We start from the raw sequence: 25,633 nt of genomic DNA on the forward strand, positions 1-25,633 counted from the left end.
TTTCCGGCTAGCCTAGGCGATAGATGGCTCAGTTCTGGTGGGTGAATCACAATCAGACCGCCCGTCAAGAGTTTGATGGGCAGCACCTTTGGTCCCCCAAGACCGAGAGCAATGGCGCGCGAAGTGAGTTCTACAACGATATGCGCCGTGCGGCTCCCGGCGATCTTACCCTTTCGTATGCCGGTCAAGCAGTTAGGTATTGGCAGGATAGCGGAATTCGCCTTTGCTCCGAAACCAATGGAGTTCGGAGAGACTGGAGCTTATTGGAATCAAGAGGGATGGCTTCTGCCGATCGTTTGGACACCGTTTTCACTTTCGATCCATCCCAAAACAATAGTAGGGAGTCCCGGCCCACTCCTGCGGGGTCGCCCACTGTCCTCAAGCCGAGAATTCTAAAAGAGACGTTCAACAAATGACCCAGCACGCACAAAACGCTCGAATTCTCATGTACAGCCACGACACGTTCGGGCTCGGCCACTTGCAGCGCTGCCGGACGATCGCGCATTCGCTGGTCGAGGATTTCCGCGGACTTCAGGTGCTTATCATTTCGGGTGCGACTATCGCTGGCGCCTTCGACTACCGCGCCCGTGTCGACTTCGTGAAGATCCCCAGCGTCATCAAGTTGCGCAACGGCGAATACACCTCGCTGGAAAAGGATATCGATCTGCATGAGACGCTAAGGATGCGCCAGTCAATCATCCGCCACACAGCCGAGACCTTCCGGCCGGATATTTTCATCGTCGACAAGGAACCGCTCGGCCTGCGTGGTGAAATCGAAGACACGCTGTCCTACCTCAAGACGCGGGGCACCACGCTCGTGCTTGGCCTGCGCGAGGTGATGGACGCGCCGCATCTGCTCGAAGCTGAGTGGGCACGCAGGGATGTGATGCGCAAGATAGGCCTGTTCTACGACAAGGTCTGGGCCTATGGTCCGCCGGATTTCTACGACCCGTTGACCGGCTTGGATGTGCCGCCGGCTGTCAGGGCAAAGATGAAGTTCGTCGGTTTCCTGCAACGGAGCCTGCAGAAGAACGAGTTGCCCGGCCACCGGCCCGAGGGCGACTATATCCTCGTTACCACCGGTGGCGGCGGTGACGGCGGCGACTTGATCCACAACGTCATCGATGCCTATCAGCAGGATCCGCACTTGCGGCATAGGGCGCTGATCGTGCTTGGGCCTTACATGCCGGCGCGCAAACGCGACAAGCTGCTCAAGAAGGGGTCCAAGATCCCCTACATCAAGATGATCGAGTTCGACAACCGCATGGAAGAGCTGATTGCCGGCGCCAAGGCGGTCGTGGCGATGGGCGGTTACAACACCTATTGCGAGATACTGTCTTTCGACAAGCCGGCGCTGATCGTGCCGCGCGTCAAGCCCCGCGAGGAACAACTGATCCGCGCACGGCGCGCAGCCGAACTCGGCCTCGTCGAGATGCTCTTGCCGGAAGAAGCCGAGGATACAAAGCGGTTTGCCGATGCACTGGAGGTGCTGCCGGACCGGCCCCGCCCATCGCAGAGCAATCCGCATCTGACGCTGGAAGGGCTGCCTCATATTTCCGAAATCGTCGCGGAACTGCTCGAGCGGCGGGCCGGCCATCACCTTTCGGTCATCGAAGGCATGAACTGAGTTGCAACATCGCAAGATCGTCGTGGTTCTGAAGGGCTATCCGCGGCTGTCGGAAACCTTCATCGCGCAGGAACTGCTCGGTCTGGAGCGCGCGGGGTTCGAGCTGATACTCGTCGCGCTCAGGCGGCCGACAGACGCAAAACGCCACCCCGTGCATGACGAGATCAAAGCGCCCGTTCACTATCTGCCGGAATATTTGCATGAGGAGCCGCTGCGCGTGGCTCGCTCGCTGTTTGCTTGTCTGGTGCGGCCGGGCTTCTGGCGCGCGCTCGGATCGCTGGCTACCGATATCCCACGAGACTTCACGCGCAATCGCGTGCGCCGCTTCGGGCAAGCGCTCGTGCTGGCGGCAGAATGGCCGAAAGATGCGGGCTGGCTGCATGCACATTTCGCGCACACGCCGGCATCGGTGACGCGCTATGCCAGCCAGCTTCGCGGCCTGCCCTGGAGCTGCTCGGCCCATGCCAAGGACATCTGGACTTCGGCGGACTGGGATCTGGCTGGCAAGCTTTCCTCGGCGTGCTGGACGGTCACTTGCACGAAAACCGGCTTCGACCGGCTGCAAAAACTCGCCAACGGCAACTCGTCCGTGCATCTGAGCTATCATGGGCTCGACCTTGATCGCTTCGGCAGTTTCGGCGAGGCGCGAAAACAGCATGACGGCTTGGCGCCGGACGAACCGGTTGTCGTTCTGAGTGTCGGGCGCGCCGTCGAAAAGAAAGGTTACGATACGTTGCTGGAGGCCCTTGCCCTGTTGCCCGGCGATTTGGCGTGGCGTTTCGAACATATCGGCGGCGGCGAGGAACTGGAACGGATCAAGGCGCTGGCGCAAAAGCTCGGCCTTGATGGTCGCGTCTCTTGGAAAGGCGCGCTTGCGCAGGAGGAGGTGCTCGAGCACTACCGCCGCGCCGACATCTTCGCCCTGGCCTGTAGGATCACGGCAAATGGCGACCGGGACGGTCTGCCGAATGTTCTGGTGGAGGCGGCTAGCCAGCGGCTTGCCTGCGTGTCGACCGATATTTCCGGCGTGCCGGAGCTTTTATCGCCGGATGAAACCGGGCTGCTGGTTCCGACGGAAAACCCAATTGCCCTGGCACAGGCGCTGGAGCGCCTGATCCGTGATCCCGTGCTGCGCGCCCGCCTCGGCGACGCCGCAGAGCGGCGGGTGCGCGGCAATTTCGATCATATGGCAAGCATTGGACAGCTCAAGGAACTGTTCGAGCGGGAGTGGCGGGCCGCCGGATGAAGCGGCTGCGTGCTTTCTTCTATGTCCAGCACCTGCTCGGTATCGGCCACCTCGCGCGCGCCAGCCGCATTGCGGCGGCTCTGGTCGATGACGCGTTTGACGTAACCGTCGTGACCGGCGGAGCGCCGATCGCGGGGTTTCCGGGGCCGGGTGTAAAATCTGTAACCCTGCCACCTGTCACCTCCGGTGATGAAGGATTTTCCGGACTTGTAGACCTGCAGGGCAACCCCATCGACGATGATTTCAAGAAATGGCGTTCAGAGCTGCTGCTGCAGGCATTCCGGGATTGCAGGCCTGATATCGTCATTGTCGAGGCGTTTCCATTTGGACGCCGGCAGATGCGTTTCGAACTCTTGCCGCTGATCGAGGCCATCGACGCGACGTCGCCCAGACCGCTGCTGGCGACGTCCGTCCGCGATATCCTTCAGGAGCGCGTCAAGCCGGGCCGAAACGAGGAAACGGTCGATCTCATCAACAGGCATTTCGACCTTGTTATGGTTCACGGCGATCCGGCTTTCGCAACCATCGACAAGACATTCCCACTGGCTGGGGCGATCAGGGCCGAGGTCGCCTACACAGGGCTCGTTGCCGCGCCGCCATCGCCCGCGACCTCCGAGCGCTTCGACGTTCTGGTGTCGGTTGGCGGCGGGGCTGCCGGAAAGAGCCTTGTCAGTTCCACCGTCGCAGCCGCGCGGAATGCCAACAACGCTTGGAAATGGTGTTTGATCACCGGCCCAAACCTGCCGAAAGACGAGTTTGACGCGATCGCACGCGATGCCACGCCGGGCCTGTCCATCTTCCGGTTCCGCGAGGATTTCGCCAGCCTGCTGACCGGCGCCCGCCTGTCAGTCTCGCAGGCGGGTTACAACACGGTCTGCGATGTCCTGCGCGCGGGTTGTCGCTCCCTGCTCATTCCATTTGCAGCCGGCGGGGAAACCGAGCAGACGTTTCGCACCCTGATGCTCGAAGAACTCGGTCTTGCAACGGTGCTGATGGAAACGGACCTGACCCCTGAAGGTTTGGCGCAAGCGATCGACCAGGCGTTGGCAGGACCGCCGCCATCCGCGCATGGTCTCGATCTGAATGGCGCGCGTCGCTCGGCGCAAATCCTGCGCGAGCGGTACCCAACATGGTCCCTAAAAGCGGGGCCCGGTTTCGGAAAAGTTCATGACCAAACAGACGATAGATCCTAACGCGCGTCGCGTCTTGAAGCCATTGATGCGACGCGTTTCAAGTCCTTGTTTTTCATTAGCCCAAACTGCTGCGTACTTGGGCGAAATGCATTAGACAGTTCCGATCAGCATGAAGCGCGTATAATTTTTTGTCGGCAGTTCGCCGGAGAACCGCACCTCCCCTAGCGCCGCCATTGCTTCGAAGGCTGCAAGTGAAGCCACGCAGTTGATATGCGTCGGCTCGCTGAAATAATCGTTCGATTGCAGCAGTACATTCGTGCCACGCGGAAGCAGAGCAAGCCAGGCGCGCAGATCGGCTATGTGTTCGCAGCTCGTATTGACCACCAGGTCGGGCCGCCCGGCCGCATAGTCGAGTGCGTACATATCTGACGTCAGCGCCCGGAACCGGTCGCCGGCTTCCCGGTTGAGGGTCCGGGCGACCGGCGCGACTTCAGGATCGATGTCGATGCTATCGACCGCCGAGACGTCGAAGCGGGCGTCATTGAAAAGCATTGCCGGCAATACGCCGTACCATCCACCCAGAACCCATATGCGCCCGAACCGGCCGCCGCAGCTTTCGACCAGCCTGTCGAGCGCCCACATCTTGCAGGCGACCTGCTTATGGTTGAAGGCGTTGGCGATCTCGGCCTTCGGATGCTTGGCGATGACGCGCGCCAGCCCTGCCACGAGAGGGGATTTGACATAGGCAGCAATTCCCCGTGTGAGATCCAAGGCTTGCTCGTGCCCGTCCATCCCGGCATTGCGTGGTTGCGTGACATCCATCATATTCGTCTTGTATGTTGGGATTTCGGGCGACGCAATCTTGCCTCCCGCAAGGTTGTTTGATCCGCGGACGTGATCATGCTGCAAGCCGCTTCGCCATTGCCCGGTGCCGGAGAGAGCCGGTTGCATCTGTCCAGACCATCGGCGTGCATCCGCCAGCACCAGCCACGCAGCCGCGGCCTCGTGCTCGGCTATTCGCCAATACCCTACGAGAGCCGCGAACCGTTTGAGCGCGGGACAATCTCCTTGCACTGCAGCTTCGAGCTTGTTGTTAGCGACGAAGAAATTGCCGATACGCCATTCGCCAGCAGGTGCTTTTACATCCTGCATCCTTCCATCTGAAGGGTCCACAGTCGCATATGGAACCCAGCCTAGCCCGCTATATCTGGACGCACACCAAGAAGCAGCAGCTCTGGATATTGATGATCGTCGTGCTTTCGATGATCCCGTATTTCATGTCCTTCGACCTGCCGAAGCTGATCGTCAACGGCCCGATACAAGGTGGCGGCTTCGAGCGGCCGGGCGCGACCCAGCCATTCATGAGGCTACACTATGACCTGCCGTTCATCGGAGAGGTCCAGTTCTTCTCCGGCTTTCAGCTCGACCGCAAAGAGACGCTGTTTGCCCTGAGCCTAGTGTTCCTCCTGCTAGTCGTCATCAACGGCCTATTCAAACTCTACATCAACACCTACAAGGGCCGCCTCGGCGAACGCATGCTGCGGCGTATCCGCTTCGATCTGGTCGATCGTGTGCTGCGGTTTCCGCCGTTTTACTTCAAGCGGGTGAAATCCGCAGAAGTGGCGACCATGATAAAGGATGAGGTGGAGCCGCTGGGCGGCTTCATCGGCGATGCCTTCGTGCAGCCGGTGCTGCTCGGCGGTCAGGCGCTGACGGCCATGCTGTTCATCGTCGTGCAGAACTTCTGGCTCGGAATGATAGCGGCCGTGATCGTGGTGATCCAGATCCTGCTCATCCCGCGAATGCGGCGGCGGCTGATCGTGCTCGGGCGCGAACGGCAGTTGACGGCGCGCGCGCTTTCGGGCCGGGTTGGCGAAATCGTCGATGGCATCGGTGCGGTTCACGTCCACGATACATCAAACTACGAGCGCGCCGACATAGCTGCCCGGCTCGGGCACATCTTTAAGATCCGCTTCGATCTTTACCAATGGAAATTCATGGTAAAGTTCCTCAACAATTTTCTCGCGCAGGTCACGCCCTTTCTGTTCTACATGATCGGCGGGTATCTGGTCATCCAGGGGCGGCTGGACGTCGGCCAGCTCGTGGCCGTGATCAGCGCCTACAAGGACCTGCCCGGCCCGATGAAGGAACTGATCGACTGGGATCAGGCGCGGCAGGATGTCCAGGTCAAATATCAGCAGGTCGTTGAACAGTTCACCGTCGAGGATCTCATTGCGCCGAGAATCGGGGCATTGACGATCGATGATCCCGATCCGATGACCAACCCCCTGTCGGCGATCAGTCTGTCCATAGCAGACGATGGCGGTGGAATGCTCCTCGACCATATCTCCCTCCAGGTCAAGCCGGGTGAGACGGTGGCGCTGGTCAGTACCGCATCAGGCGGAGCGGAGGCGCTTGCAGAAGCCTTCGCGCGGCTGACCTGGCCGGATAGTGGAAGGATCGCTTCGGGCGCCGACGACCTGCTTGAACTGCCCGAAGCAGTGACCGGCCGGCGCATGTCCTATGCCTCGTCGGATGTTTTCCTGTTCCAGGCAAGCCTCCGCGATAACCTGCTCTACGGGTTGAAGCATGCGCCGCTGACATCGGTGCCTTATGACGGTGCTGCGGCAGACCAGCACCGCTGGAACATCAACGAGGCGCGCCGGTCGGGCAATCCGGACCTTGATATCCACAGCGACTGGATCAACTATGCTTCCGCCGGCGCTACCGGCCCGCACGACCTCTTTGAAGCCGTGCGCCGGGTGCTGGACGCAGTCGTTCTATCGCGCGACATTCTGGATCTTGGCTTGCGCTCTTCGGCCGACCTCAAACGTCACACGGAGCTTGCCAGGCGGATCGTCGAACTGCGTGCGGCGCTGCGAACCCGGCTGGAACAGGAAGGGCTGAGCGGACTGGTGGTTCCTTTCGAACCGGGCGCCTATAACAAGGAAGCAACGATCGGCCAAAACCTGCTCTTCGGCGCTGCCGCCGGCCCCGAACTGGCCGACAGGGCTCTAGCGGCCAATCCCTATTTTGCTTCTGTGCTGAGGCAAGCCGGGCTCGACCGCACGCTCTACGAAATGGGCATGGAGATCGCCGAACAGGCGATCGAGCTGTTTGCCGACCTGCCGCCCGATCACCAGTTCTTCCAGCAGCTCGCCTTCATGAGCGCCGAGGAGATACCCACTTACGAAACCTTGCTGCAACGGCTCAAGAACCGTCCCCACGAGGCGGTTTCGGAGAGCGACCGCGCCATGATCGTCACCTTGAGCTTTGCCTATATCGAGCCCCGGCACCGCTTCGGCCTGCTGAGCGACGAGCTGATGAGCAAGATTGTCGCGGCACGCAACCGGTTCTATGAAAACCTGCCGCCCGAGCTGCAAAATGCGATCGAACGGTATGATCCTGCCAAGTACATTGCCGCGGCCACCGTCATGGACAATGTCCTGTTCGGGCGTGTGGGCACCAATCATCCCGACGCGCCGGACCGCATACGCTCCATCGTCTATGAGATTCTCGACGAACTGGGGCTTTATGCCGAACTTCTGGATGTCGGCCTGGACTTCAACGTCGGCTCCGGCGGCAGGCGGCTGACCGGTGGACAGCGACAGAAGCTCGACGTTGCCCGGGCCCTGCTCAAGCGTCCTGATTTTCTCATTCTCAACCGGCCGCTGTCGGCGCTCGACCAGCGCATGCAGGAAAAGGTGCTGCGAAACGTCCTCGAGGAAGCCAGGCGCGACGGTTATTCGCCGACAATAGTGTGGGTCGTGACCAATCCGGGGATGGGAATGATGTTCGATCGCGTTATCGTCTTCGACTCGGGTCAATTGGTGGAAGACGGAACACCCGAGACACTTTTGGCAAGGAACGGTATCTTCAAGGAACTGTTGTCATAGAGCAATGGACATTCAGATGGGAGCATTCTGCCGGTGGAATTTACTGCAAGCTCAAGGGATTCGGCCAAGGGCGTAGGGGGACCACATCCGCGCCTAAAACCCGAAGGTTTGCCGCAAATTCGCCCGGCTCTTCGGGTTTCAGGCGGCACCGCCCGATCGCACGACATCGGGCTTGCCGCCTTTCGCGTGGTTCGTCTCGCCGTCCCGGAAATAGAATTGATTCCATCTGGGCGGCCGTTGGTCTAGTCTGGCAAACGCGAATTTGGGAAGGTTTGCGACAATGCTGCTCAAGGATGAAGTTGGAATGCTGCAACGCGTTCCCTTGTTCTCTGCCATCGAGCCCACAAAGCTCAAGCTGCTTGCGTTCACATCCGATCGTGTGAGCTACAGCGCCGGCCAGATCCTTTTCCGGCAGGGCGACGAGGGAGACGCCGCCTATGTCATCCTTTCAGGCAGGGCCGATATTCTGGTCGATTCCGACAGCGGACCGATAAAAGTTGCCGAACTGGAGCCAAATTCGATTGTTGGCGAGATCGCCATATTGTGCAACAGCTCCCGCACTGCCACCGTCAGAGCGGCAAGTCCGCTGGAAGCCTTGAGAATCCGCAAGGATCATTTCCTGAGGCTTATGCGGGAGTTCCCGGAAATGACCATTGAGATGTTGCGGGTTCTTGCCGATCGCCTAAGCCATACGACCGCGGATCTGATCGACGCACGAAGCGCCAAATAACGAAGACGTGCGCTCGACCTACGTCGTCGTGATGGCACTGTCCTCTTTGTGAGAAGGTCACCCGAGAAAACCTGTCTCGCCTAGCAGCAGTTGTTTGGCTACGATGGGCGACGGGGCTGCGAAGGGCTAGCATGGACGACGACGTTTTCCTGGTCAGGTTTTGGGGCGTGCGCGGCAGCATTTCGGTATCGGGGCCAGAATTCTCTCGCTATGGCGGCAACACGACCTGCATTGAGATGCGATGCGGAAAGCATACGCTTCTATTCGACGCGGGCTCTGGCCTACGGCCTGCCGGCGACGCGCTTCGGGCATCGGGCGTGACCGATTTCGACCTGCTTTTCACCCATTGCCATTACGATCACATCATCGGGCTGCCGTTTTTTGCGCCGATCTATGACTGGAGCGTCAAGGTTACGCTTTGGTCCGGGCATCTTGCAGGACGCATGACGACGCGGCAGATGGTCGATGAGTTCATGCGGCCGCCGTGGTTTCCGGTGAAACTAGATATCTGCAAGGCAAGGCTCGACTGCCGCGATTTCGTGTCCGGAGACGTGCTTCGGCCGCGCGAAGGGGTGGTGGTCCGAACCGGCAGTCTTATCCATCCGGGCGGCTGCATAGGCTACCGGGTCGAATGGGGCGGCCGCGTCGTGGCGGTGATCACAGACACTGAGCACGAGCCGGACAAACTCGATCAGGCGGTGCTCGGCCTGATCGAAGATGCCGACCTTGTCATTTACGATTGCACCTACACCGAGGAGGAAATGGAACGCCGCCGCGGCAACGGGCACTCGACATGGCAACAGGGCGTCAAGCTCTGTGAGGCGGCCGGTGCGCGCGGGCTTGCGCTGTTTCACCACGGTCCGACACGCACCGACGAGGAACTGGACGAGATCGAGAAACTGGCCAAAGACAGGTTTGCCGGCGCTTTTGCCGCGCGGGATGGCCAGACGCTCAAATTTCCAGTCTCATCGCACAAAAAGCGCTGAGCCATTTTCTCTAGATCGCTTCACCGTTTCACAAAACGGTGAAGCACTCTATCTCTCTGTTTTGACGCAATTCCTCAGGGAAAGCGCTACGCGCTTTTCCCGGGAAACCGTTCACACTTTTCCTGGAATTGCTCTAGCGGCGCTGCGCCCGATCAATGTCCTGATCGGAAGCCATGCGCAGGCTTCAGTCCGTGCGGTGACCGTGAACAGCCGTTCGAGGAAAAGCCAGGCCGACTCATCATGTACGAGATGATGGGTGAGCAGGCCGACCGGTTCGCCGCCGTCGAATGCATGCTGCAATTGCGCGATGACAGCCTGAACCAATAGGCCATGATCGCGGCAGCCGCGCGTGCCATGCCAATCCATGATGTCGACATTGCTGTTGATGACCGCCAGTGGAGCCGGCTTCGGCGGACCATAGACCGACAATGCCGCAAATCCTATCGATCCAAGGTCGGATACCAAGCCGGCGTCGATCCTGTTCCAGGGTGGCACCAGCATCGGAACGGCACGTGCGCCGTGCAGGCCTGTTACGTGCGACAGCCCGCGAGCCAAATCATCGAGCACCGCCTCGCGTGGACGATGCGGGCCGAGTTCCTGCTTTTTCTGGTCCTCGGGCGCATGATTTCGGTGCGCCCAGCCATGGATGGCGACCGTGACATGCGGCGCCTCGTCAAGCCGGACGACAAGCTTCTCATCAGTCAGGGCCGGTATGACGGCCAGAGTGACCGGAACCGCGAATTTGCCGGTGAGGTCGAGCAGCCGATCAAGCGCAGGCGTCGGATCCACGGCGTCATCGTCGCGCAGCCAAAACTCTGCCTTACGGTCCGCCCGTTGCCGGCACGCCAGTTCTTCCACCAAGGGCTGCCAGATCTGATCGGATGTCATGAAACCAGGATCTTCGCAAGAAGTTCGGCGAGACGCGCCGCTGCAGCATCGAGGGCACGTTCTTCGAGGATGAAACGTCTGGCTTCCGCGGCCATGATGGTTCTTTCGTCGTCATGGGCCAGGAGCCTTGCAATGGCAGAAGCGAACGCCGCCACATCACCCGGCGGGGTGAGAAGCCCGGTCTGGTCATCCCGCACGACCTCCGGCACGCCGGCGATGTCCTGAGCCACCACCGGAAGGCCGGCGGCCTGCGCTTCAAGATAGGCAACGCCATAAGCCTCGCCGTAACCCGGCCAGACGTAAATTCCCCCACTGTAGAGGACATCCGGCACGGCGGCCGGCTCAATCGCGCCAAGCCATTCGATACGGTCGGCGGGCAAGCCGGCGAATTGCGCCTTGACCTCGTCACGGGCAGGCCCATCGCCGACGACCGACATGGTCCAGGGCAGGTGGCCGATCCGACTAAGCGCCTGCGCCAGCATGCGATAGCTTTCGACTTTGTCGCCCGGGCGCATCATGGCGACGGTAACGAGGCGCGTTGGACAACCCCGTACCGGCAGTTCCCGGAATACCGATGTGTCGATGAAGGGCGAGAGCATACCGAAAGCGGCGTCGGGAATCGCATCTGTCAGTCCCTGGCGATCCCTTTGCGTGAAGCAGATGTTCAGCGCTGCCTGTTCGACGGCTCGCGCCACCAACGCTTGCGTATCGCCCCACAAACCGGCATTGCGCCGCCTCGAATAGGAGGCTTCCGCTGTCACATAGGGGATAGCAAAAGCCGACGCCAGCTCGGGTCCGATCAGGTCGGGTGCCTTGTAATAGGGATGATAGGAGAACCAGAGATCGGGCTTGCCGTCGCGATCCCAAAGCTTGGTCAGTCGCGCGACTTCCTCTCCGGCCTCGACCTTGAGCGCATCGAAACTTTTCGAGTCCGGTTCGCGTAGATAGAAGCGCAATTCGGATGCCAGTTCGACGCTATGCCCTCCATGCTCCAGCGCCTTGACCAGCGTCCGTGCCATCTGGCGGTCGCCGGACGCAACGGGATGATTGGGTGACTTCAGCGGCGCGTAGAAAGCAATTCGCATCGCCGGACCCTATCATCGGAAAGCCTGCGCAAGTCAATTTCGAAGCATGATCGATTTGACCTTCGAGCAGTCGAATGTGCTATCTGATGCTCATGGAAACAGCTGCCGCGTCCGACCCGTTTGTCGCTTCTTTGCCGGTCTTCGCAAAGTTCGAAAGCGTTGCCGATATCGATAACTATCGGCCTCTCCCCGATGGCTGGGCGCTGGCCACCGCCGACATCGTCGGCTCGACCAAGGCGATCGAGGCTGGGCGCTATAAAACCGTCAATATGGCTGGCGCCAGCGTCATTTCGGCGCTGCTCAATGCGCTGGGTCGGCAAGATCTTCCCTTTGTCTTCGGCGGCGACGGCGCGCTCGTGGCGTTTCCCGGCTCGGCGCTGGAGATCACCCGCAACGCGCTGGCGGCTGTCCAGAGATGGGTGGCGGACGAACTGGACCTGACCTTGCGTGCCGCAATCGTGCCGATAAAGGATATAAGAGCGCAAGGCCTCGACGTTCGCGTGGCGAGGTTCCAGGCCTCGGAAGCGGTCTTCTATGCCATGTTCGCCGGCGGCGGCGGCAGTTGGGCGGAAGCCGAGATGAAAGCGGGGCGCTACCGCATCGATCCGGCGCCGGCCGGCGCGCGGCCGGATCTGACTGGTCTCTCCTGCCGCTGGAACCCGATCGAAGCCCGGCATGGCGAAATCGTCTCGATCATAGCCGTACCGGGGGTGTCGCGCGACTTGCGCGGTTTTCAGTTTCTGGCTTCCGACATCATCGTCCTTGCCGGCAGGCAGGAACGCGATGGCCACCCGGTGCCGGTGAACGGGCCAGGCTACAGTTTTCTGCCCGCCGGCCTCGATATCGAGGCGCGGGCCATGGCGCCGTCAGGATGGCGGTGGCTGTCGAAGCTGTGGATAGTGTTCCTGATGACGCTTACGGCCGTCACCGATAGATACGGCTGGACGATCGGCAGTTTCGATCCGAAGGTCTACAAACGCGACGTGGCCAGCAATTCGGATTTCCGGAAGTTCGACGACGGCTTGAAGATGACCATCGACGTTGACGCGGATGTGTTGCAACGGATCGAGAACCGGCTGAAACAGGCGGAAGAGGCGGGCATCTGCAACTATGGCCTGCACCGCCAGAAATCGGCCTTGATGACATGCCTCGTCGCCTCGCCGCTGCAGCGCGATCACGTTCATTTCATAGATGGCGCCGCCGGCGGCTATGCGATGGCTGCCGCAAGCCTGAAGGCGAAGGTGCCGGTCTGACGACGGCTTGCGGAAATCGATATTCCGCAATATGCCTCGGGGTTCTTGGGGACCAGTTGAGCCTCGCCATTAGAGCGGATAGCCTGCCGAATTGACGGAAAGCAATTTTTGGACGCCTCGCGATCGACATATGACCGTCTTCTGAACCGGATTTCGACGCGCGCCGCGCAAGTCGGCGTGATCGGACTGGGCTATGTCGGGTTGCCGCTGGCGGTTGCGATCGCGCGCGCCGGCTTCCCGGTTTCCGGCTTCGACATCGAAGCCCAGAAGGTCGAGAGCCTGAACAACGGACAATCCTACATTGAGGCGGTGACGTCGACAGCCCTTGCCGGCCAAGTGGCGAGCGGACGGTTCCGCGCCACTGCGGATTTTGCCGAACTGGCCGTCTGCGATGTCATCATCATCTGCGTTCCGACTCCGCTGACGAAAAACCGTGAGCCGGACCTCTCCTTCGTCAGGAACACGGCAGGCACCATCGCGAAGCATCTGCGTCTCGGCCAGCTGATCGTGCTGGAATCGACCACCTATCCCGGCACCACCGACGACGTGATCAAGCCCATACTGGAAGAAACCGGCTTGCAGTCGAAGACAGACTTCTTCCTCGGCTTCTCGCCCGAACGCGAGGATCCCGGCAACGTCAACTTTGACGTCGCGACGATCCCCAAGGTCGTGGCAGGCGACGGCATTGAAGCGGCGACACTCGTACAGGCTTTCTACCAGGGCGTGGTCAAGACCGTCGTTCCGGTTTCCACCACGGCGACCGCCGAGGCGGTGAAGCTGACGGAAAACATCTTCCGTTCGGTCAATATAGCCCTGGTCAACGAGTTGAAGGTCGTGCTCGGTGCGATGGGCATCGACATCTGGGAGGTTATCGAGGCGGCAAAGAGCAAGCCCTTCGGCTACATGCCTTTCTATCCTGGCCCCGGACTTGGCGGGCACTGCGTTCCGATCGATCCCTTCTACCTGACCTGGAAGGCGCGCGAATACGAACTGCCGACCCGCTTCATCGAGCTGGCGGCAGAGATCAACACGGCCATGCCGCGTCATGTGGTCGATGAACTGGCGAAGGCGCTGGACCGGCGCTGCGGCAAGGCGCTCAGCCGCTCGCACATTCTCATAATCGGGCTTGCCTATAAGAAGAATGTGCCCGACATCCGCGAAAGCCCCTCATTGCGGCTCATTGAACTCATCGAGGAATGGGGCGGCAAGGCGGAATTCCACGATCCGCATGTTACCGAGATCCCGACCACACGGGAGCATATGGCGATCAAGGGGCGGCGCTCGGTCGAACTGACCGAGGCGGCCTTGAAGGATTTCGATGCTGTCGTCGTTGCAACCGACCACGACGCGATCGACTATCAGGCGATCGCTGATCACGCTCTTCTGATCGTCGACACACGCAATGTTTTCAGCCGCCTCGGGCTAGCCCGAGCGACGGTGGTGAAGGCCTGACAGCGTCTGAGCCGGCGAATTTTTGCCCGATGTCAGGATCGTGATTGCACTCCGCCGGCAGTCTCGCCACATAATGCCCCAGTAGTTCGGAGAGAGCATGAGCACAGCGCAAGCAGAAATTTCCACCATTCTTATGGATAAGGTTGCCGATTGGCTGACCCAATCGGCGCTGGCGGGCGACGACCTGGAAACATTGGTAAAGGGCTTTTGTGAACGGCTGGCGGCTGCCGGCCTGCCGTTGAAGCGGGTGCATTTGGGCTTTTCGATGCTTCATCCGCTTTACGACGCGCTTGGCTTCACCTGGCTCCGCGGCCAGGGAATGGAGGTGGAAGGCTTCCGCAATGAGGACGGCGCTCATTCTGACAGATTCCTGAACAGCCCATACTACCATCTGCTCAGCCACAAGCTCGACCATCTGCGGCGCCGGCTCGACCCGTCGGTGACGTCGGAATTTCCTGTTTTTGATGAACTCAGGCTTATGGGCGTCACCGACTACATGGCTTTCGTCCATCCCTTCAACGGCAATACCAGTCAGGGCATGATGGGCTCCTGGTCCACCGACAGTGCCTCAGGCTTCAGCGACAGCATGATTTCGGCGCTGTTGCGCATCCAGAACCATCTCGCCATCGCAACCAAAATGGCAGTGCTCACCAAGCTCGCCGACAACATGATGACTACTTATCTCGGCGGCGACGCCGGCAGGCGGGTGCTGGACGGCCAGATCAAGCGCGGCGAGGGCGACACAATCCGGGCCGCACTGGTCATGGGCGATATGCGCGGCTCGACAAGGCTTGCCCAAACCTCCGGCCGCGAAATCTATATCGAGACGCTGAACCAGTTTTTCGATGCCATTGCTGCACCTTTCAATCGCAAAGGCGGGCAGATCATGAGTTTCCTGGGGGATGGCTTCATTGCCGTCTACCCTTGCGAAAGGCACCGTGCGCAGTCCGAGATCGCCTGCCAGGCTGCCCTTGCGGCGGCGCACAAGGCCAGCGCGCGCATGATGGATCTCAATCTGCGCAGAAAGGAGCAGGGGTTGGGCGGTATAAAATTTGGTATCGGCCTGCATGTCGGCAATGTGATGTTCGGCAATGTCGGGCTTACCGACCGGCTCACATTCTCTGTCTTCGGCTCGGCTGTAAACGAGGTCCAGCGCCTCCAAACCCTGACCAAGAAATATCCGCATAGCGTTCTCGCCAGCAAAGACTTCGCCAGCTATTGCGGCGCCGACAGCTGGCTGACGCTCGGCGAGGAGGAACTGGCGGGTATCAAACAGAAGCTGACGGTGCTTTCACCCGATCTGTCGGGTGCTCTCGCACCCGATGAAGACGGTGCGCTGGAGCCGATTTACGACCGAATATCGGACGCCGAGCAGGTCATGCTGCTTCATCGCGATGCCGCGCGGCAGTCGGCGGGCGACCCGAGGAAGCTCCAGTAACCGCAACGATCTGATCCGAACGCCTTTGGTATGCAGTCCGGTCGCCGGTTCCGCAGGGAACTGGCGACCGTTTCGAATCCAAGTTGCTCTAGGCGCGCAATCCGCTAGTCTCGCTTTCTGGGTCTGCCGGCCGGCAGTCCGCCAGAGTGGGCTGGTTGAGAATGAATTCGGGCGTTGATCTGCTGCGGATCGAGGATGTTGGCATCTCTTTTGCCATTATCGGGGGACCGTTGCACGCCGTCAGGCGCGCAAGTCTTCGCGTGCTGCCCGGCAAAGTTACCGCGCTTGTGGGCGAGTCCGGTTCCGGAAAATCGGTTCTCAGCCAGGCAGTGATGGGCATTTTGCCGAACACAGCTCATGTTCGCGGCCGTATCCTGTTTTCCGATCCTGAAAAGCCCGGCACGACGCAGGATATTCTGCAGATGCCGCGTGACGGACCAGAAATCCGGGCGTTGAGAGGCCGCCGCATCGGCGAGATCTTTCAGGAGCCGATGACATCGCTGTCGCCGCTGCACACGATCGGCAATCAGGTCAGCGAATCCCTGCAGATTCATACGCCCATGGCTCGGGTGGAGCGCAAGGCGCGGACCGAGGAAATGCTCGGCCTTGTCGGCTTTCCCAACCCCAAGCGCGCCTATGACATGTATCCCTTTGAACTTTCGGGAGGATTGCGTCAACGCGCCATGATCGCCATGGCGCTTATCTGCCGGCCCGCCCTGTTGATCGCCGACGAGCCGACGACGGCGTTGGACGTCACCATCCAGGCGCAAATCCTGCAATTGCTGCGCGGGCTCCAGACCAAGCTGAACATGGCGATGCTGCTGATTACGCACGACCTTGGCGTGGTCGCCAATGTCGCCGACGAGGTGGTGGTCATGTACCATGGCGAGATCATGGAAGCGGGACCAGTGGAGGCGATATTCCGCCGGCCAGGCCACCCTTACCTGAAGGGCCTGATGGCAGCCGTTCCGCATTTCGACCTGAAGCCTGGCGAAAGGCTAAAGGCGCTTCGCGAGGTGCCGGTGAATGTCGGGAACCTGCTCGGCAATCAGACGGCGCCGGCATCGAAGGGGCTGGACGACATCCTGCTGTCGGTCAGGGATCTGACAAAGACCTTCACCATCCGCAAGTCCGGATGGTTCGGCGGGGATCATCAAACCTCCGTTCGCGCCGTGGACGGTGTGAGCTTCGATATCAGGCGGGGTGAGTGCCTGGGTCTTGTCGGCGAAAGCGGCTGCGGTAAAACCACCGTCAGCAAGATCCTCATGCGGGCTGTCACCCCTAGCGGCGGCTCTGTGATCTTCAACGGCCGCGATGATCCGATCGACGTCTTGGAAGCCGAGGGAGACGCCCTGCGCATGTTGCGCGCGAAAATCCAGATGGTCTTCCAGGATCCGGTTTCGTCGCTTTCACCTCGCATGACGGTGGAAAACATCTTGAGCGAGCCGCTGGAAATCCATCAACGTGGCAATGCCGCGTCCCGACTCGTCACGGTCAAGAGCCTGATGCAGGCAATCGGGCTCGATCCGCGCTTCATAAAGCGTTATCCGCACAGTTTCTCCGGCGGGCAGCGTCAGCGTATCGGGATCGCGCGCGCGTTGGCGCTGGGGCCTGAACTCCTGATCTGCGACGAGCCGGTTTCGGCACTCGATGTCTCTGTCCAGGCGCAGATCCTGAACCTGCTGAAGGACCTGCAGAAGGAACTGGGCCTGACCTACCTGTTCATATCCCACAACTTGGCAGTGGTGGACTACATGGCAGATCGCATCGCGGTGATGTGCGGCGGGCGTATCGTCGAACTCGCGCCGCGCGACATTCTGCTAAGGAAACCGGTCCACCCCTACACGCGCTCACTGGTCGCCGCAGTACCTTACCCCGATCTCGACAGGCCGATGGATTTCAAGACGCTGAAGCTCGGCGGCGCTTCCGACACCAGTGCATGGGGACCGCAATTCCGCGATGAGGGCGACGAGGATATGCTGTCGCCGCTCGACCTTGGCGGCGGCCACCTCGTGCTGGCCCGGCGTACGGCCGATGTCAGCGAGTTACGCCATTGATCAACCGGCGCACCGTCCTTGGACTTATGGCTTCGGCATTTCTGCCGGGCACGTCGCGCGCCGGCGATCTGGAGCCGGCATTTCTTCAACCGCGGCTGAAGGCCAGGGCGCTGCCGGCACTCGCCGAACGCCTGCCCAAGAGCCCGCGCGCGTTGAATCTCACTGCGATGGGCCGGCAGCCCGGCCAGTATGGCGGCACGCTGCGTACGATCATCGGCAGCCAGAAAGATATCCGGATGATGACGATCTATGGCTATGCTCGCCTGGTCGGCTACGACGAAAAGCTTAACCTGCAAGCCGACATTCTCGAAAGTTATGACGTAGCGGATGATCGCGTCTTCACTTTCAAGATACGGGAAGGGCATAAATGGTCCGACGGCAGCCTGCTGACGCCGGAGGATTTTCGCTATTGCTGGGAGGATGTCTGGCTGAACGATGAGCTTTCGCAAGGCGGGCTTGCCCCGGCCCTGCTGGCGGACGGCAAGCCGCCACGCTTCGAGATCGTCGATCCATCGACGGTCCGCTATAGTTGGGATGCGCCAAATCCCGACTTCCTGCCCAAGCTCGCTGCTGCATCCCCGCTATCGCTTGTTCTGCCGGCCGCCTATCTCAAGCAGTTCCACAAGAAATACCAGGATCAATTTCGGCTCGCCGGCCTAATGAAGGAGAATCGGGTCAAGAAATGGACGCTCCTGCATATCCGCATGTCGCGGCAGTATCGCCCGGAGAACCCGGAGCTGCCGACGCTCGATCCCTGGCAGAACCGGACCAAGCCGCCGGCTGAACAGTTCGTCTTCGAGCGCAATCCGTTCTTTCATCGAACAGACGAGAACGGCCGGCAACTGCCCTACGTTGACCGGATTGTCATGAATGTCAGCTCGTCGGCGATCATTTCCGCCAAGACCGGTGCGGGCGAGAGCGACCTGCAATGCATGGGAATTGACTTCACCGACTACTCCTTCCTGAAGGATGCCGAGAAGCGCTACCCGGTGAAGATGCATCTGTGGAAACGCACACAGGGTTCGCGGCTGGCGCTGCTCCCAAATCTGAATTGTGCCGACCAGGTCTGGCGCGGTCTCTTGCGTGACGTGCGCGTGCGCCGCGCACTTTCGCTCGCTGTGGACAGGCGAGAGATCAATATGGCTGTGTTTTACGGATTGGCGCAGGAAAGTGCCGATACTGTCATGCCGGAGAGCCCGCTCTACCGGCCAGAATTCGCGAAAGCCTGGATCGCCTATGATCCTGACCAGTCCAATGCCCTGCTCGACGAGGTCGGGCTTAAGACGCGTGACGATGACGGCCTGCGGATACTTCCCGATGGACGCCCTGCGCAGATCATAGTGGAAACGGCCGGCGAAAGCACACTGGAAACCGACGCGCTCGAACTCATCACCGATCACTGGCGCAAGATCGGCATCGCCCTGTTCATCCGGACTTCGCAGCGCGACATCTTCCGCAGCCGCGCGCTTGGCGGCCAGATCATGATGTCGATGTGGTCGGGCATCGACAATGGCGTGCCGACCGCCGACATGAACCCGAGCCAGTTGGCCCCCACCATCGACGACCAGCTGCAATGGCCTCTCTGGGGTGCTCACTACTTGTCTCATGGCAAGATGGGTGAGGCACCCGATCTTCCTGAAGTAGTCGAGTTGATGGCTTTACTCAAGCGCTGGAAAGCATCGACCGAAGCCACGGAGCGCACCGAAATCTGGAATTCGATGCTGTCGATCTACACCGATCAGGTGTTTTCGATCGGCACGGTGAACGGAACGCATCAGCCGGTTCTGGCGTCTTCGCGGCTGCGTAATCTGCCTGACAAGGCGCTCTACGGCTACGACCCGACGGCCTATTTCGGTGTCTACATGCCGGATACATTCTGGCTTGGAGAGTCCTGAGCGTGCTTCGATACATTGTTTGGCGCATCACCGTGATGGTTCCAACGCTGCTGGTCATATCGGCGCTGGTGTTCACGATCATCGAACTTCCCCCCGGCGACTATTTCGACAGCTTTGTTGCCGAGCTTCGGGCTCAGGGTGAAGGGGTGGATTCCGATCGCATCGAGATGATGCGCAAGGAATATGGTTTCGACAAGCCGCCGATCATTCGCTACTTTTACTGGGTCGGCGGGATGCTGCACGGCGATTTCGGCTATTCCTTCGAATATGAGCTGCCGGTTCGCGACGTCGTCGGGGACCGAATGTGGCTGACCGTGCTGGTTTCCTTCGTCACGATCATCTTCACCTGGCTCATCGCCTTTCCGATCGGCATGTACTCCGCAACGCATCAATACAGCTGGGGCGACTACGGCCTGACTTTCTTGGGCCTTCTCGGCCTTGCCATTCCGAACTTCATGCTGGCGCTGATCCTGATGTATTTCGCCAACATCTGGTTCGGCACCTCCATCGGCCATCTCATGGACCAGCAATATCTCGGCGAGCCGATGAGCTGGGCCAAGGCGAAGTCGATCCTCGCCCATCTCTGGATCCCGGTCTTGATCATCGGCACCGGGGGCACGGCAAGCATGATCCGGCGGCTGCGCGCCAATCTGCTCGATGAGCTACACAAGCAATATGTCGTAACCGCGCGCGCCAAAGGCCTTCATCCCTTCAGGGCGCTGGTCAAATATCCGCTGCGCATGGCGCTCAATTTCTTCATTTCCGACATCGGCTCTATCCTGCCGGCCATCATCTCCGGCGCCGAAATCACGGCGATCGTGCTGTCTTTGGAAACGACCGGGCCGATGCTGATCAAGGCGCTGCAAAGCCAGGACATGTATCTGGCGGGGTCGTTCCTCATGTTCCTCGCCTTCCTGACGGTCATCGGTGTCCTGATTTCCGACCTGGCGCTGGCGCTGCTTGATCCACGAATTCGTTTGCAGGGCGGCAGCACCAAATGAACACGCATTCGCCGCTGCCCGCTCCGGGTGCTCCACTGCAACACTACGTTTCCACCGCGCCCATTGACCTGCAGTCGGTCGAGGCGATGACGCCGGAGCAGTCGAAAGTCTTTCAGGCGTCGCAGTTGCGGCTGATGTGGTGGAAATTCCGGATGCACCGGCTTGCCGTTGTATCCGGCATATTCCTGGCGGCGCTTTATTTCGGGATACTGATCTGCGAGTTCCTGGCGCCCTACAATCTGCACACGCGCAACATGGACTACATCCATTCGCCGCCGCAGCGGGTGCACCTGTTCCACAACGGCCAGTTCGTCGGGCCGTTCGTCTATGGCCGACAGATGACACTGGATATGGACACGCTCAAGCGGAACTACATCGAGAAAAAGGATGATGTTCAGCGGATCCGTTTCTTCTGCAAGGGCGACAGTTATCAGTTCTGGGGCCTGATCGAAGGTGACAGGCATTTTGTCTGCCCTGCCGAAAACGGCCAGCTCTTTCTAGCCGGCACTGACAGGCTGGGGCGCGATGTGCTCTCGCGCATCATCTATGGCGCACGCATTTCACTGACAATCGGCCTCGTCGGCATCAGTTTCAGCTTCCTGCTCGGCATCGTCATCGGCGGACTGGCCGGCTATCACGGCGGTATCTTCGACCTGATCGTTCAACGGATAATCGAAGTTCTGCAATCGATCCCCAGCATACCGCTATGGCTGGCTCTGGCGGCGATCATGCCGATAACCTGGAGTCCGATCCTGATCTATTTCGGCATCACCGTCATCCTCGGGCTGCTCGACTGGACCGGATTGGCGCGGGCCGTGCGTTCAAAGCTTCTAGCCTTGCGCGAGGAGGATTACGTTCTGGCCGCGCAATTGATGGGCGCCAGAAGCAGCCGCATCATCGGGCGGCATCTCATTCCCGGTTTCATGTCGCATCTGATCGCGACGGCGACGATCTCCATACCCGGCATGATCCTGGGCGAGACGGCGCTAAGCTTCCTCGGGCTCGGCCTGAGGGCGCCGATAACCAGCTGGGGCATCCTGCTCACCGAGGCGCGCAGCGTCAGCGTCATCGCGTTCTATCCATGGCTGCTTTTGCCGATGCTCCCCGTCATTCTCGTCATCATGGCGTTCAACTTCCTCGGCGACGGCTTGCGGGACGCCGCAGACCCCTACAAGTGAGATCGCTATTCCGCCGCGCGGCCTGCCGACCACTCGTATTACGCTTGCCGGCGGCCGGTTGCGTTGTTGCAAGGTTCGTCGTTCGCCTCTATATGCGGCAAGCCTCGATCGGGGCTGCTGGTTCAGGACATACAATCGCATATGAGTCGTCTCGATAATTTCATCAGCAGGATGACCGCACAGCGCGACATTCTCAATCAAATCTGCCCCGAGGTGGCGAAGATGGATGGGCTTGTGCTCGAGCTCGGCCTCGGCAACGGCAGGACGTTCCACCATCTGCGCGAGCGCCTGCCCGGGCGCCGGATCGTGGTGTTCGACCGCGAAGTTGGTGCACACGCCAGCTCAATTCCCGACGCTGAAAACCTCGTGCTTGGCGAAATACGCGAGACGGCCCGCAAGTTCATTGGCATCGACGCGGCTCTTGTTCATGCCGACATCGGCACCGGCTATGACGATCGCGATGCAGTGACCTCTACCTGGCTTCCCGATCTGATTGCGCGCCTGCTTCGCGTCGGCGGCTTCGCGGTCAGTGGCACGCCGCTCGACCACCAGCTGCTGCAACGCCTCCCGCCGCCAACTTCGGAGCCCGCCGATCGTTATTTCCTCTGCAGGCGCGTGTAAGGGGCGGAGACGGCCCAAATCTTCAGGGGCCCAAGCCTTCGCTTCGGGGCCGAGTCTTCAGGGGATCGTATAGACTGCTATCTCCCGCTCAATGCCGCGCAGCGAGACCTCATGAGGCACCGGCGTCAGCGCGTTCCTGTGCAACAGATCGGCGGTGAGATTGTCTTCGACCACCGCACGCGTGGCGAAGATCGCCTGTGCCTTGGCAAGGTTCTGGACCCGTGAAGCAATGTTGACCGTCTGGCCGAAATAGTCCTGCCGCTCGTTCATCGACACGGCGATGCAGGGGCCGGCATGGACACCGATCTTGAGCAGCAGATCCTCGCGCCCGCTCTTGTCATTGAGCGCACGCATGGCATCGCGCATCCTGAGCGCCGCGGCAATTGCCCGATCGGGCGTCGCGAAGGTCGCCATCACCGCATCGCCGATCGTCTTCACCACCGCGCCTGCCTCCGCCGCAACGATCTCATGCAGAACCTGGAAATGCTCGCGCACGAGATCGAAGGCTGAAAGATCGCCCACCCGCTCGTAAAGCTCGGTCGATCCGCGCAGGTCGGTGAACAGGAAGGTCAGACTGGTGATCTTCAGGCGCTGATTGATGTCGAGCGTATCCGTGCGATAGAGATCGCGGAACGTCTGGTTGGTGAGCAGGCGCTTGGCGGTCAGGAATGGCCGGCGTTTGCCCAGGAAATCATGCAATGCCTGGCCGGCGATGAAGACCGTCGGCAGCACGCGGGTGTCGGTCCTGTTCTCCAGCGAAATGCGCAACGGGCCGGGTTGAATCTCCAGCGTCTGGTTCTGGACATGGTCGCGATCGAAGACCAAAGGGAGGCTTCGGCGCTCTTTTGTCGGTTCGCCCTTCCCGTCGATGAACTGCGCTGAATGGGTGACCGGCTCGAAGACGATGATGAATTCAGACGGAAGCTGTATCGGCAGAACCGCCTTTTCACCGGGGGCAAGCTCGATATCCTCCAGCGAGAAGGCTTCTATCTTTTTCGCGAAATCCTCTTCCGGCAGATCGACGCCGGACGCCCAGTAGATCTGGCGGAAATATTCCACCAACGGCAGTTCGTGTGGATTGTGGGCGGCAATCCTGCGCACGCGGGGACTGACGGTGAATGTCACCTCGACCATCTCGTCGAGGGTCGGTGAATAGCCCTCGGAGCACAGCGCGCAAGTGTATTCGTCCTTCTGCAGGGTTTTCAGGGTGGCGTTGGTGTCGAGCACGCCGCCACAGCCGGGGCACAGAACATTCCACGAAATGTCGAAGATGCCCACCCGCGCCGCATGGAGAAAGGCGCTTATGGCGCGTTCTTCGTCGAGGCCATGCTTGCTGGCGAAGGCTGGCGCATTGATGCGGCAAAGTTCGCGGTCCTTGCCCTGCGCGATGGTTCGCTTGATCGCATCGATTGCCTGCGGATCGACATCGGTCGATTGCCGCAGAAGCGAGAACAGATCCTGAGCTTCGTTCATCGTGCAGGCTCCGAGTGCTCCATCTTACTTCGAAACGGATCATACGGCCATTCGAATAGATAAGCCTGATGACAGTTCAATTTCCATTCGGCGGATATTCACCGGCCGCAAGCGGCACTATGATGGATCCATGGGGCATTCATCTTTGGGGCTTTCTCCCATGCCAACGTCCGACAACCCGCGATTTCCCGCGGCCCTGCGCCTTTTCTCGGTGGGGGTCATCATCGTCCTGATTGTAGGGGCCGGTTTGTTTTTCGCGCCTGCGCTGGTCAAGCTGCGCTGGCCTTGGGCGGTGACGCCGTTTAATGCCCGCTTCCTCGGCGGCTTCTACACCGCCGAAATGGTCGTGATGGCGGCGCTGCTATGCTGGAATCGTTGGTCGCCCGGCAGGCTCGTGCTCGTCATGGCCTTCATCTTCACCGTCACCGTGTCGGTGGCTTCGTTCATCAATCTTGGCTATTTCAACTTCGAGCGCAAAGCGCCCTGGCTCTGGTTTTTGGTCTATCTTGCTTCGGTCGCGGTATCCGGGGTGTTCCTGTGGCGGGCCAGGGCCCGTCCTTCTGCAAAAGGCGCGATGTTGAACCCCGCATGGCGCGGCTACATGCCGGTGGAATCGGCGATCCTCGGGCTCTATGGAGTCGGTCTGTTGCTGTTTCCCCTGACATTCAGCGGCTTCTGGCCATGGCCGATCGATGCCTTCCACGCTCAGGTCTACAGCGCTATCTTTCTCGCCGGTGCGGGCGGCACATATCTTGTCTGGAGAAACGCGCCGCGCGAGGAACTGCTGGTGCTCGGCTTGGCGCAGTTTCTGGTTGGCCTGCTTGCCATCCTTGGCCTCGTCATCACCGACGCTGCGGTGCACCGGATCGACTGGACGACGACCGGGACATTGTGCTGGCTAGCCCTTTTCGGCTGGATCGGCATCAGCGGCGTTTTCAAACTCTACGCCGCCTCCCGGTATTTTAGCTCGCAATCGGCATCATAGGTTGCAGAGACGGTTGGATTTTCACATGATGTGCGGTGCATCGTGCCGGGCCGATTGCCTTTCGCCGGGAGCGCCATGACCAGCACGACCTCGTCATCGTCCGAGAAGAAGATCCAGCCGCAGCTCCGGTCCGTCCGGCCAAGCGATGCGAAGGCGCTTTGCGCTATCTTCAACATGCCGGGCTTCCGCTGGGGCACGCTCAGGATGCCCTTCGAGATGGTAGAGCAGGTGGAGCGGCGCATCGCCAAGTCCGGCCAGGAAACCACCTGGATCGTTGCGGAGTTGGACGGCAAGGTCGTCGGCCATGGTAGCCTGGTCGTGCAGAGTTCGCCGCGCCGTTCGCACATCGGCGAGATCAATATCGGCCTTCACGATGCCTTTGTCGGCAAGGGCATCGGCTCTGCCATACTTGGCGCGCTGCTTGACGTGGCCGACAACTGGCGCGCCCTGAAGCGGGTCGAATTGACCGTCTATGCCGATAACGAACCGGCCGTCCGTCTCTACACAAGCCACGGCTTCGAGGTCGAAGGTCGGCATGTTAAGGCCGGCTTTACCGACGGGCAGTACCACGATCTCCTGAGCATGGCCCGGCTGCGGTTCTGAGATACGACTTTTGGCCTTAACTGTTTGGCCAATCCAACAAATTCGTGCGGGCGAACAGGTGATTGCTCATGGCGAACTCCGGTAGG

At 60.3% G+C, this 25,633-nt stretch carries 21 protein-coding genes; 17 read left to right on the top strand and 4 right to left on the bottom strand.

Translation table 11 applies throughout. From position 1 onward, the window contains the following. Positions 1-412 precede the first annotated feature (412 nt). Genes AC0NID_RS34090 through AC0NID_RS34100 form a run of 3 tightly spaced genes read left to right on the top strand, consistent with a single transcriptional unit; the run spans position 413 to position 4,066 of the window. Complete coding sequence (locus AC0NID_RS34090; RefSeq protein WP_473454941.1) at positions 413-1,627, top strand: glycosyltransferase family protein; 1,215 nt, start codon at positions 413-415, stop codon at positions 1,625-1,627. 1 nt (position 1,628) lies between these two features. Next, positions 1,629-2,873, top strand: a complete 1,245-nt coding sequence (locus AC0NID_RS34095) for a glycosyltransferase family 4 protein (protein ID WP_473454942.1) — start codon at positions 1,629-1,631, stop codon at positions 2,871-2,873. After that, positions 2,870-4,066, top strand: a complete 1,197-nt coding sequence (locus AC0NID_RS34100; RefSeq protein WP_473455069.1) for a glycosyltransferase family protein — start codon at positions 2,870-2,872, stop codon at positions 4,064-4,066. The genes AC0NID_RS34095 and AC0NID_RS34100 overlap by 4 nt, the downstream gene beginning before the upstream one ends. A 90-nt stretch (positions 4,067-4,156) precedes the next feature. Here the strand turns inward: AC0NID_RS34100 and AC0NID_RS34105 are convergent, their stop codons facing one another. Further along, positions 4,157-4,831 (bottom strand): methyltransferase domain-containing protein, encoded by a 675-nt coding sequence (locus AC0NID_RS34105; protein ID WP_473454943.1) that lies wholly within the window; start codon positions 4,829-4,831, stop codon positions 4,157-4,159. A 75-nt stretch (positions 4,832-4,906) separates the two neighbouring features. Between AC0NID_RS34105 and AC0NID_RS34110 the strand changes: the two genes are divergently transcribed. From AC0NID_RS34110 to AC0NID_RS34125, 4 genes are all read left to right on the top strand, one after another. Then, complete coding sequence (locus tag AC0NID_RS34110; RefSeq protein ID WP_473454944.1) at positions 4,907-5,170, top strand: hypothetical protein; 264 nt, start codon at positions 4,907-4,909, stop codon at positions 5,168-5,170. 17 nt (positions 5,171-5,187) lie between these two features. Beyond that, entirely contained in the window at positions 5,188-7,902 is a 2,715-nt protein-coding gene (locus AC0NID_RS34115; RefSeq protein ID WP_473454945.1) for an ABC transporter transmembrane domain-containing protein, read from the top strand. A 280-nt stretch (positions 7,903-8,182) separates the two neighbouring features. Further along, positions 8,183-8,632, top strand: coding sequence for a cyclic nucleotide-binding domain-containing protein (locus AC0NID_RS34120; protein WP_473454946.1), 450 nt, complete (start codon positions 8,183-8,185; stop codon positions 8,630-8,632). Between the two features lie 131 nt (positions 8,633-8,763). After that, complete coding sequence (locus AC0NID_RS34125; protein ID WP_473454947.1) at positions 8,764-9,618, top strand: MBL fold metallo-hydrolase; 855 nt, start codon at positions 8,764-8,766, stop codon at positions 9,616-9,618. Positions 9,619-9,729: 111 nt separating this feature from the next. On the opposite strand, the gene AC0NID_RS34130 is transcribed toward AC0NID_RS34125, so the two are convergent. Next, positions 9,730-10,506 (bottom strand): polysaccharide deacetylase family protein, encoded by a 777-nt coding sequence (locus AC0NID_RS34130; RefSeq protein ID WP_473454948.1) that lies wholly within the window; start codon positions 10,504-10,506, stop codon positions 9,730-9,732. Continuing rightward, on the bottom strand, positions 10,503-11,591 hold the full coding sequence (locus tag AC0NID_RS34135; RefSeq protein ID WP_473454949.1) for a glycosyltransferase family 4 protein: 1,089 nt from the start codon (positions 11,589-11,591) through the stop codon (positions 10,503-10,505). The genes AC0NID_RS34130 and AC0NID_RS34135 overlap by 4 nt, the downstream gene beginning before the upstream one ends. A gap of 74 nt (positions 11,592-11,665) precedes the next feature. Between AC0NID_RS34135 and AC0NID_RS34140 the strand changes: the two genes are divergently transcribed. The 8 genes from AC0NID_RS34140 to AC0NID_RS34175 all read left to right on the top strand — a co-directional run bounded on the left by AC0NID_RS34140 (position 11,666) and on the right by AC0NID_RS34175 (position 22,486). Continuing rightward, positions 11,666-12,844, top strand: coding sequence for a DUF3095 domain-containing protein (locus tag AC0NID_RS34140; protein WP_473454950.1), 1,179 nt, complete (start codon positions 11,666-11,668; stop codon positions 12,842-12,844). Positions 12,845-12,952: 108 nt separating this feature from the next. Continuing rightward, complete coding sequence (locus tag AC0NID_RS34145) at positions 12,953-14,296, top strand: nucleotide sugar dehydrogenase (protein ID WP_473454951.1); 1,344 nt, start codon at positions 12,953-12,955, stop codon at positions 14,294-14,296. A 97-nt stretch (positions 14,297-14,393) separates the two neighbouring features. Then, positions 14,394-15,734, top strand: a complete 1,341-nt coding sequence (locus tag AC0NID_RS34150) for an adenylate/guanylate cyclase domain-containing protein (protein ID WP_473454952.1) — start codon at positions 14,394-14,396, stop codon at positions 15,732-15,734. 161 nt (positions 15,735-15,895) lie between these two features. After that, on the top strand, positions 15,896-17,791 hold the full coding sequence (locus AC0NID_RS34155) for an ABC transporter ATP-binding protein (protein ID WP_473454953.1): 1,896 nt from the start codon (positions 15,896-15,898) through the stop codon (positions 17,789-17,791). Further along, positions 17,788-19,686 (top strand): ABC transporter substrate-binding protein, encoded by a 1,899-nt coding sequence (locus AC0NID_RS34160; RefSeq protein WP_473454954.1) that lies wholly within the window; start codon positions 17,788-17,790, stop codon positions 19,684-19,686. The genes AC0NID_RS34155 and AC0NID_RS34160 overlap by 4 nt, the downstream gene beginning before the upstream one ends. A gap of 2 nt (positions 19,687-19,688) precedes the next feature. Further along, positions 19,689-20,687 carry an ABC transporter permease gene (locus tag AC0NID_RS34165; RefSeq protein ID WP_473454955.1) on the top strand — a complete coding sequence of 333 codons (999 nt, stop codon included), beginning with the start codon at positions 19,689-19,691 and terminating at the stop codon, positions 20,685-20,687. Next, positions 20,684-21,865, top strand: a complete 1,182-nt coding sequence (locus tag AC0NID_RS34170) for an ABC transporter permease (protein ID WP_145722172.1) — start codon at positions 20,684-20,686, stop codon at positions 21,863-21,865. Before AC0NID_RS34165 ends, AC0NID_RS34170 begins: the two co-directional genes overlap by 4 nt. Positions 21,866-22,006: 141 nt before the next feature. Next, positions 22,007-22,486, top strand: coding sequence for a class I SAM-dependent methyltransferase (locus AC0NID_RS34175; RefSeq protein WP_473455070.1), 480 nt, complete (start codon positions 22,007-22,009; stop codon positions 22,484-22,486). 57 nt (positions 22,487-22,543) lie between these two features. Here the strand turns inward: AC0NID_RS34175 and AC0NID_RS34180 are convergent, their stop codons facing one another. Then, positions 22,544-23,959 (bottom strand): DUF5939 domain-containing protein, encoded by a 1,416-nt coding sequence (locus AC0NID_RS34180; protein WP_473454956.1) that lies wholly within the window; start codon positions 23,957-23,959, stop codon positions 22,544-22,546. Between the two features lies 1 nt (position 23,960). On the opposite strand from AC0NID_RS34180, the gene AC0NID_RS34185 reads away from it, so the two are divergent. Both AC0NID_RS34185 and AC0NID_RS34190 read left to right on the top strand, forming a co-directional pair. Beyond that, positions 23,961-24,944: a hypothetical protein gene (locus AC0NID_RS34185; protein WP_473454957.1), complete on the top strand. Its 984-nt coding sequence runs from the start codon at positions 23,961-23,963 to the stop codon at positions 24,942-24,944. A gap of 75 nt (positions 24,945-25,019) precedes the next feature. Beyond that, on the top strand, positions 25,020-25,547 hold the full coding sequence (locus AC0NID_RS34190; RefSeq protein WP_473454958.1) for a GNAT family N-acetyltransferase: 528 nt from the start codon (positions 25,020-25,022) through the stop codon (positions 25,545-25,547). Positions 25,548-25,633: the final 86 nt, after the last annotated feature.

The sequence above is a fragment of the Mesorhizobium sp. WSM4821 genome, assembly GCF_055901555.1.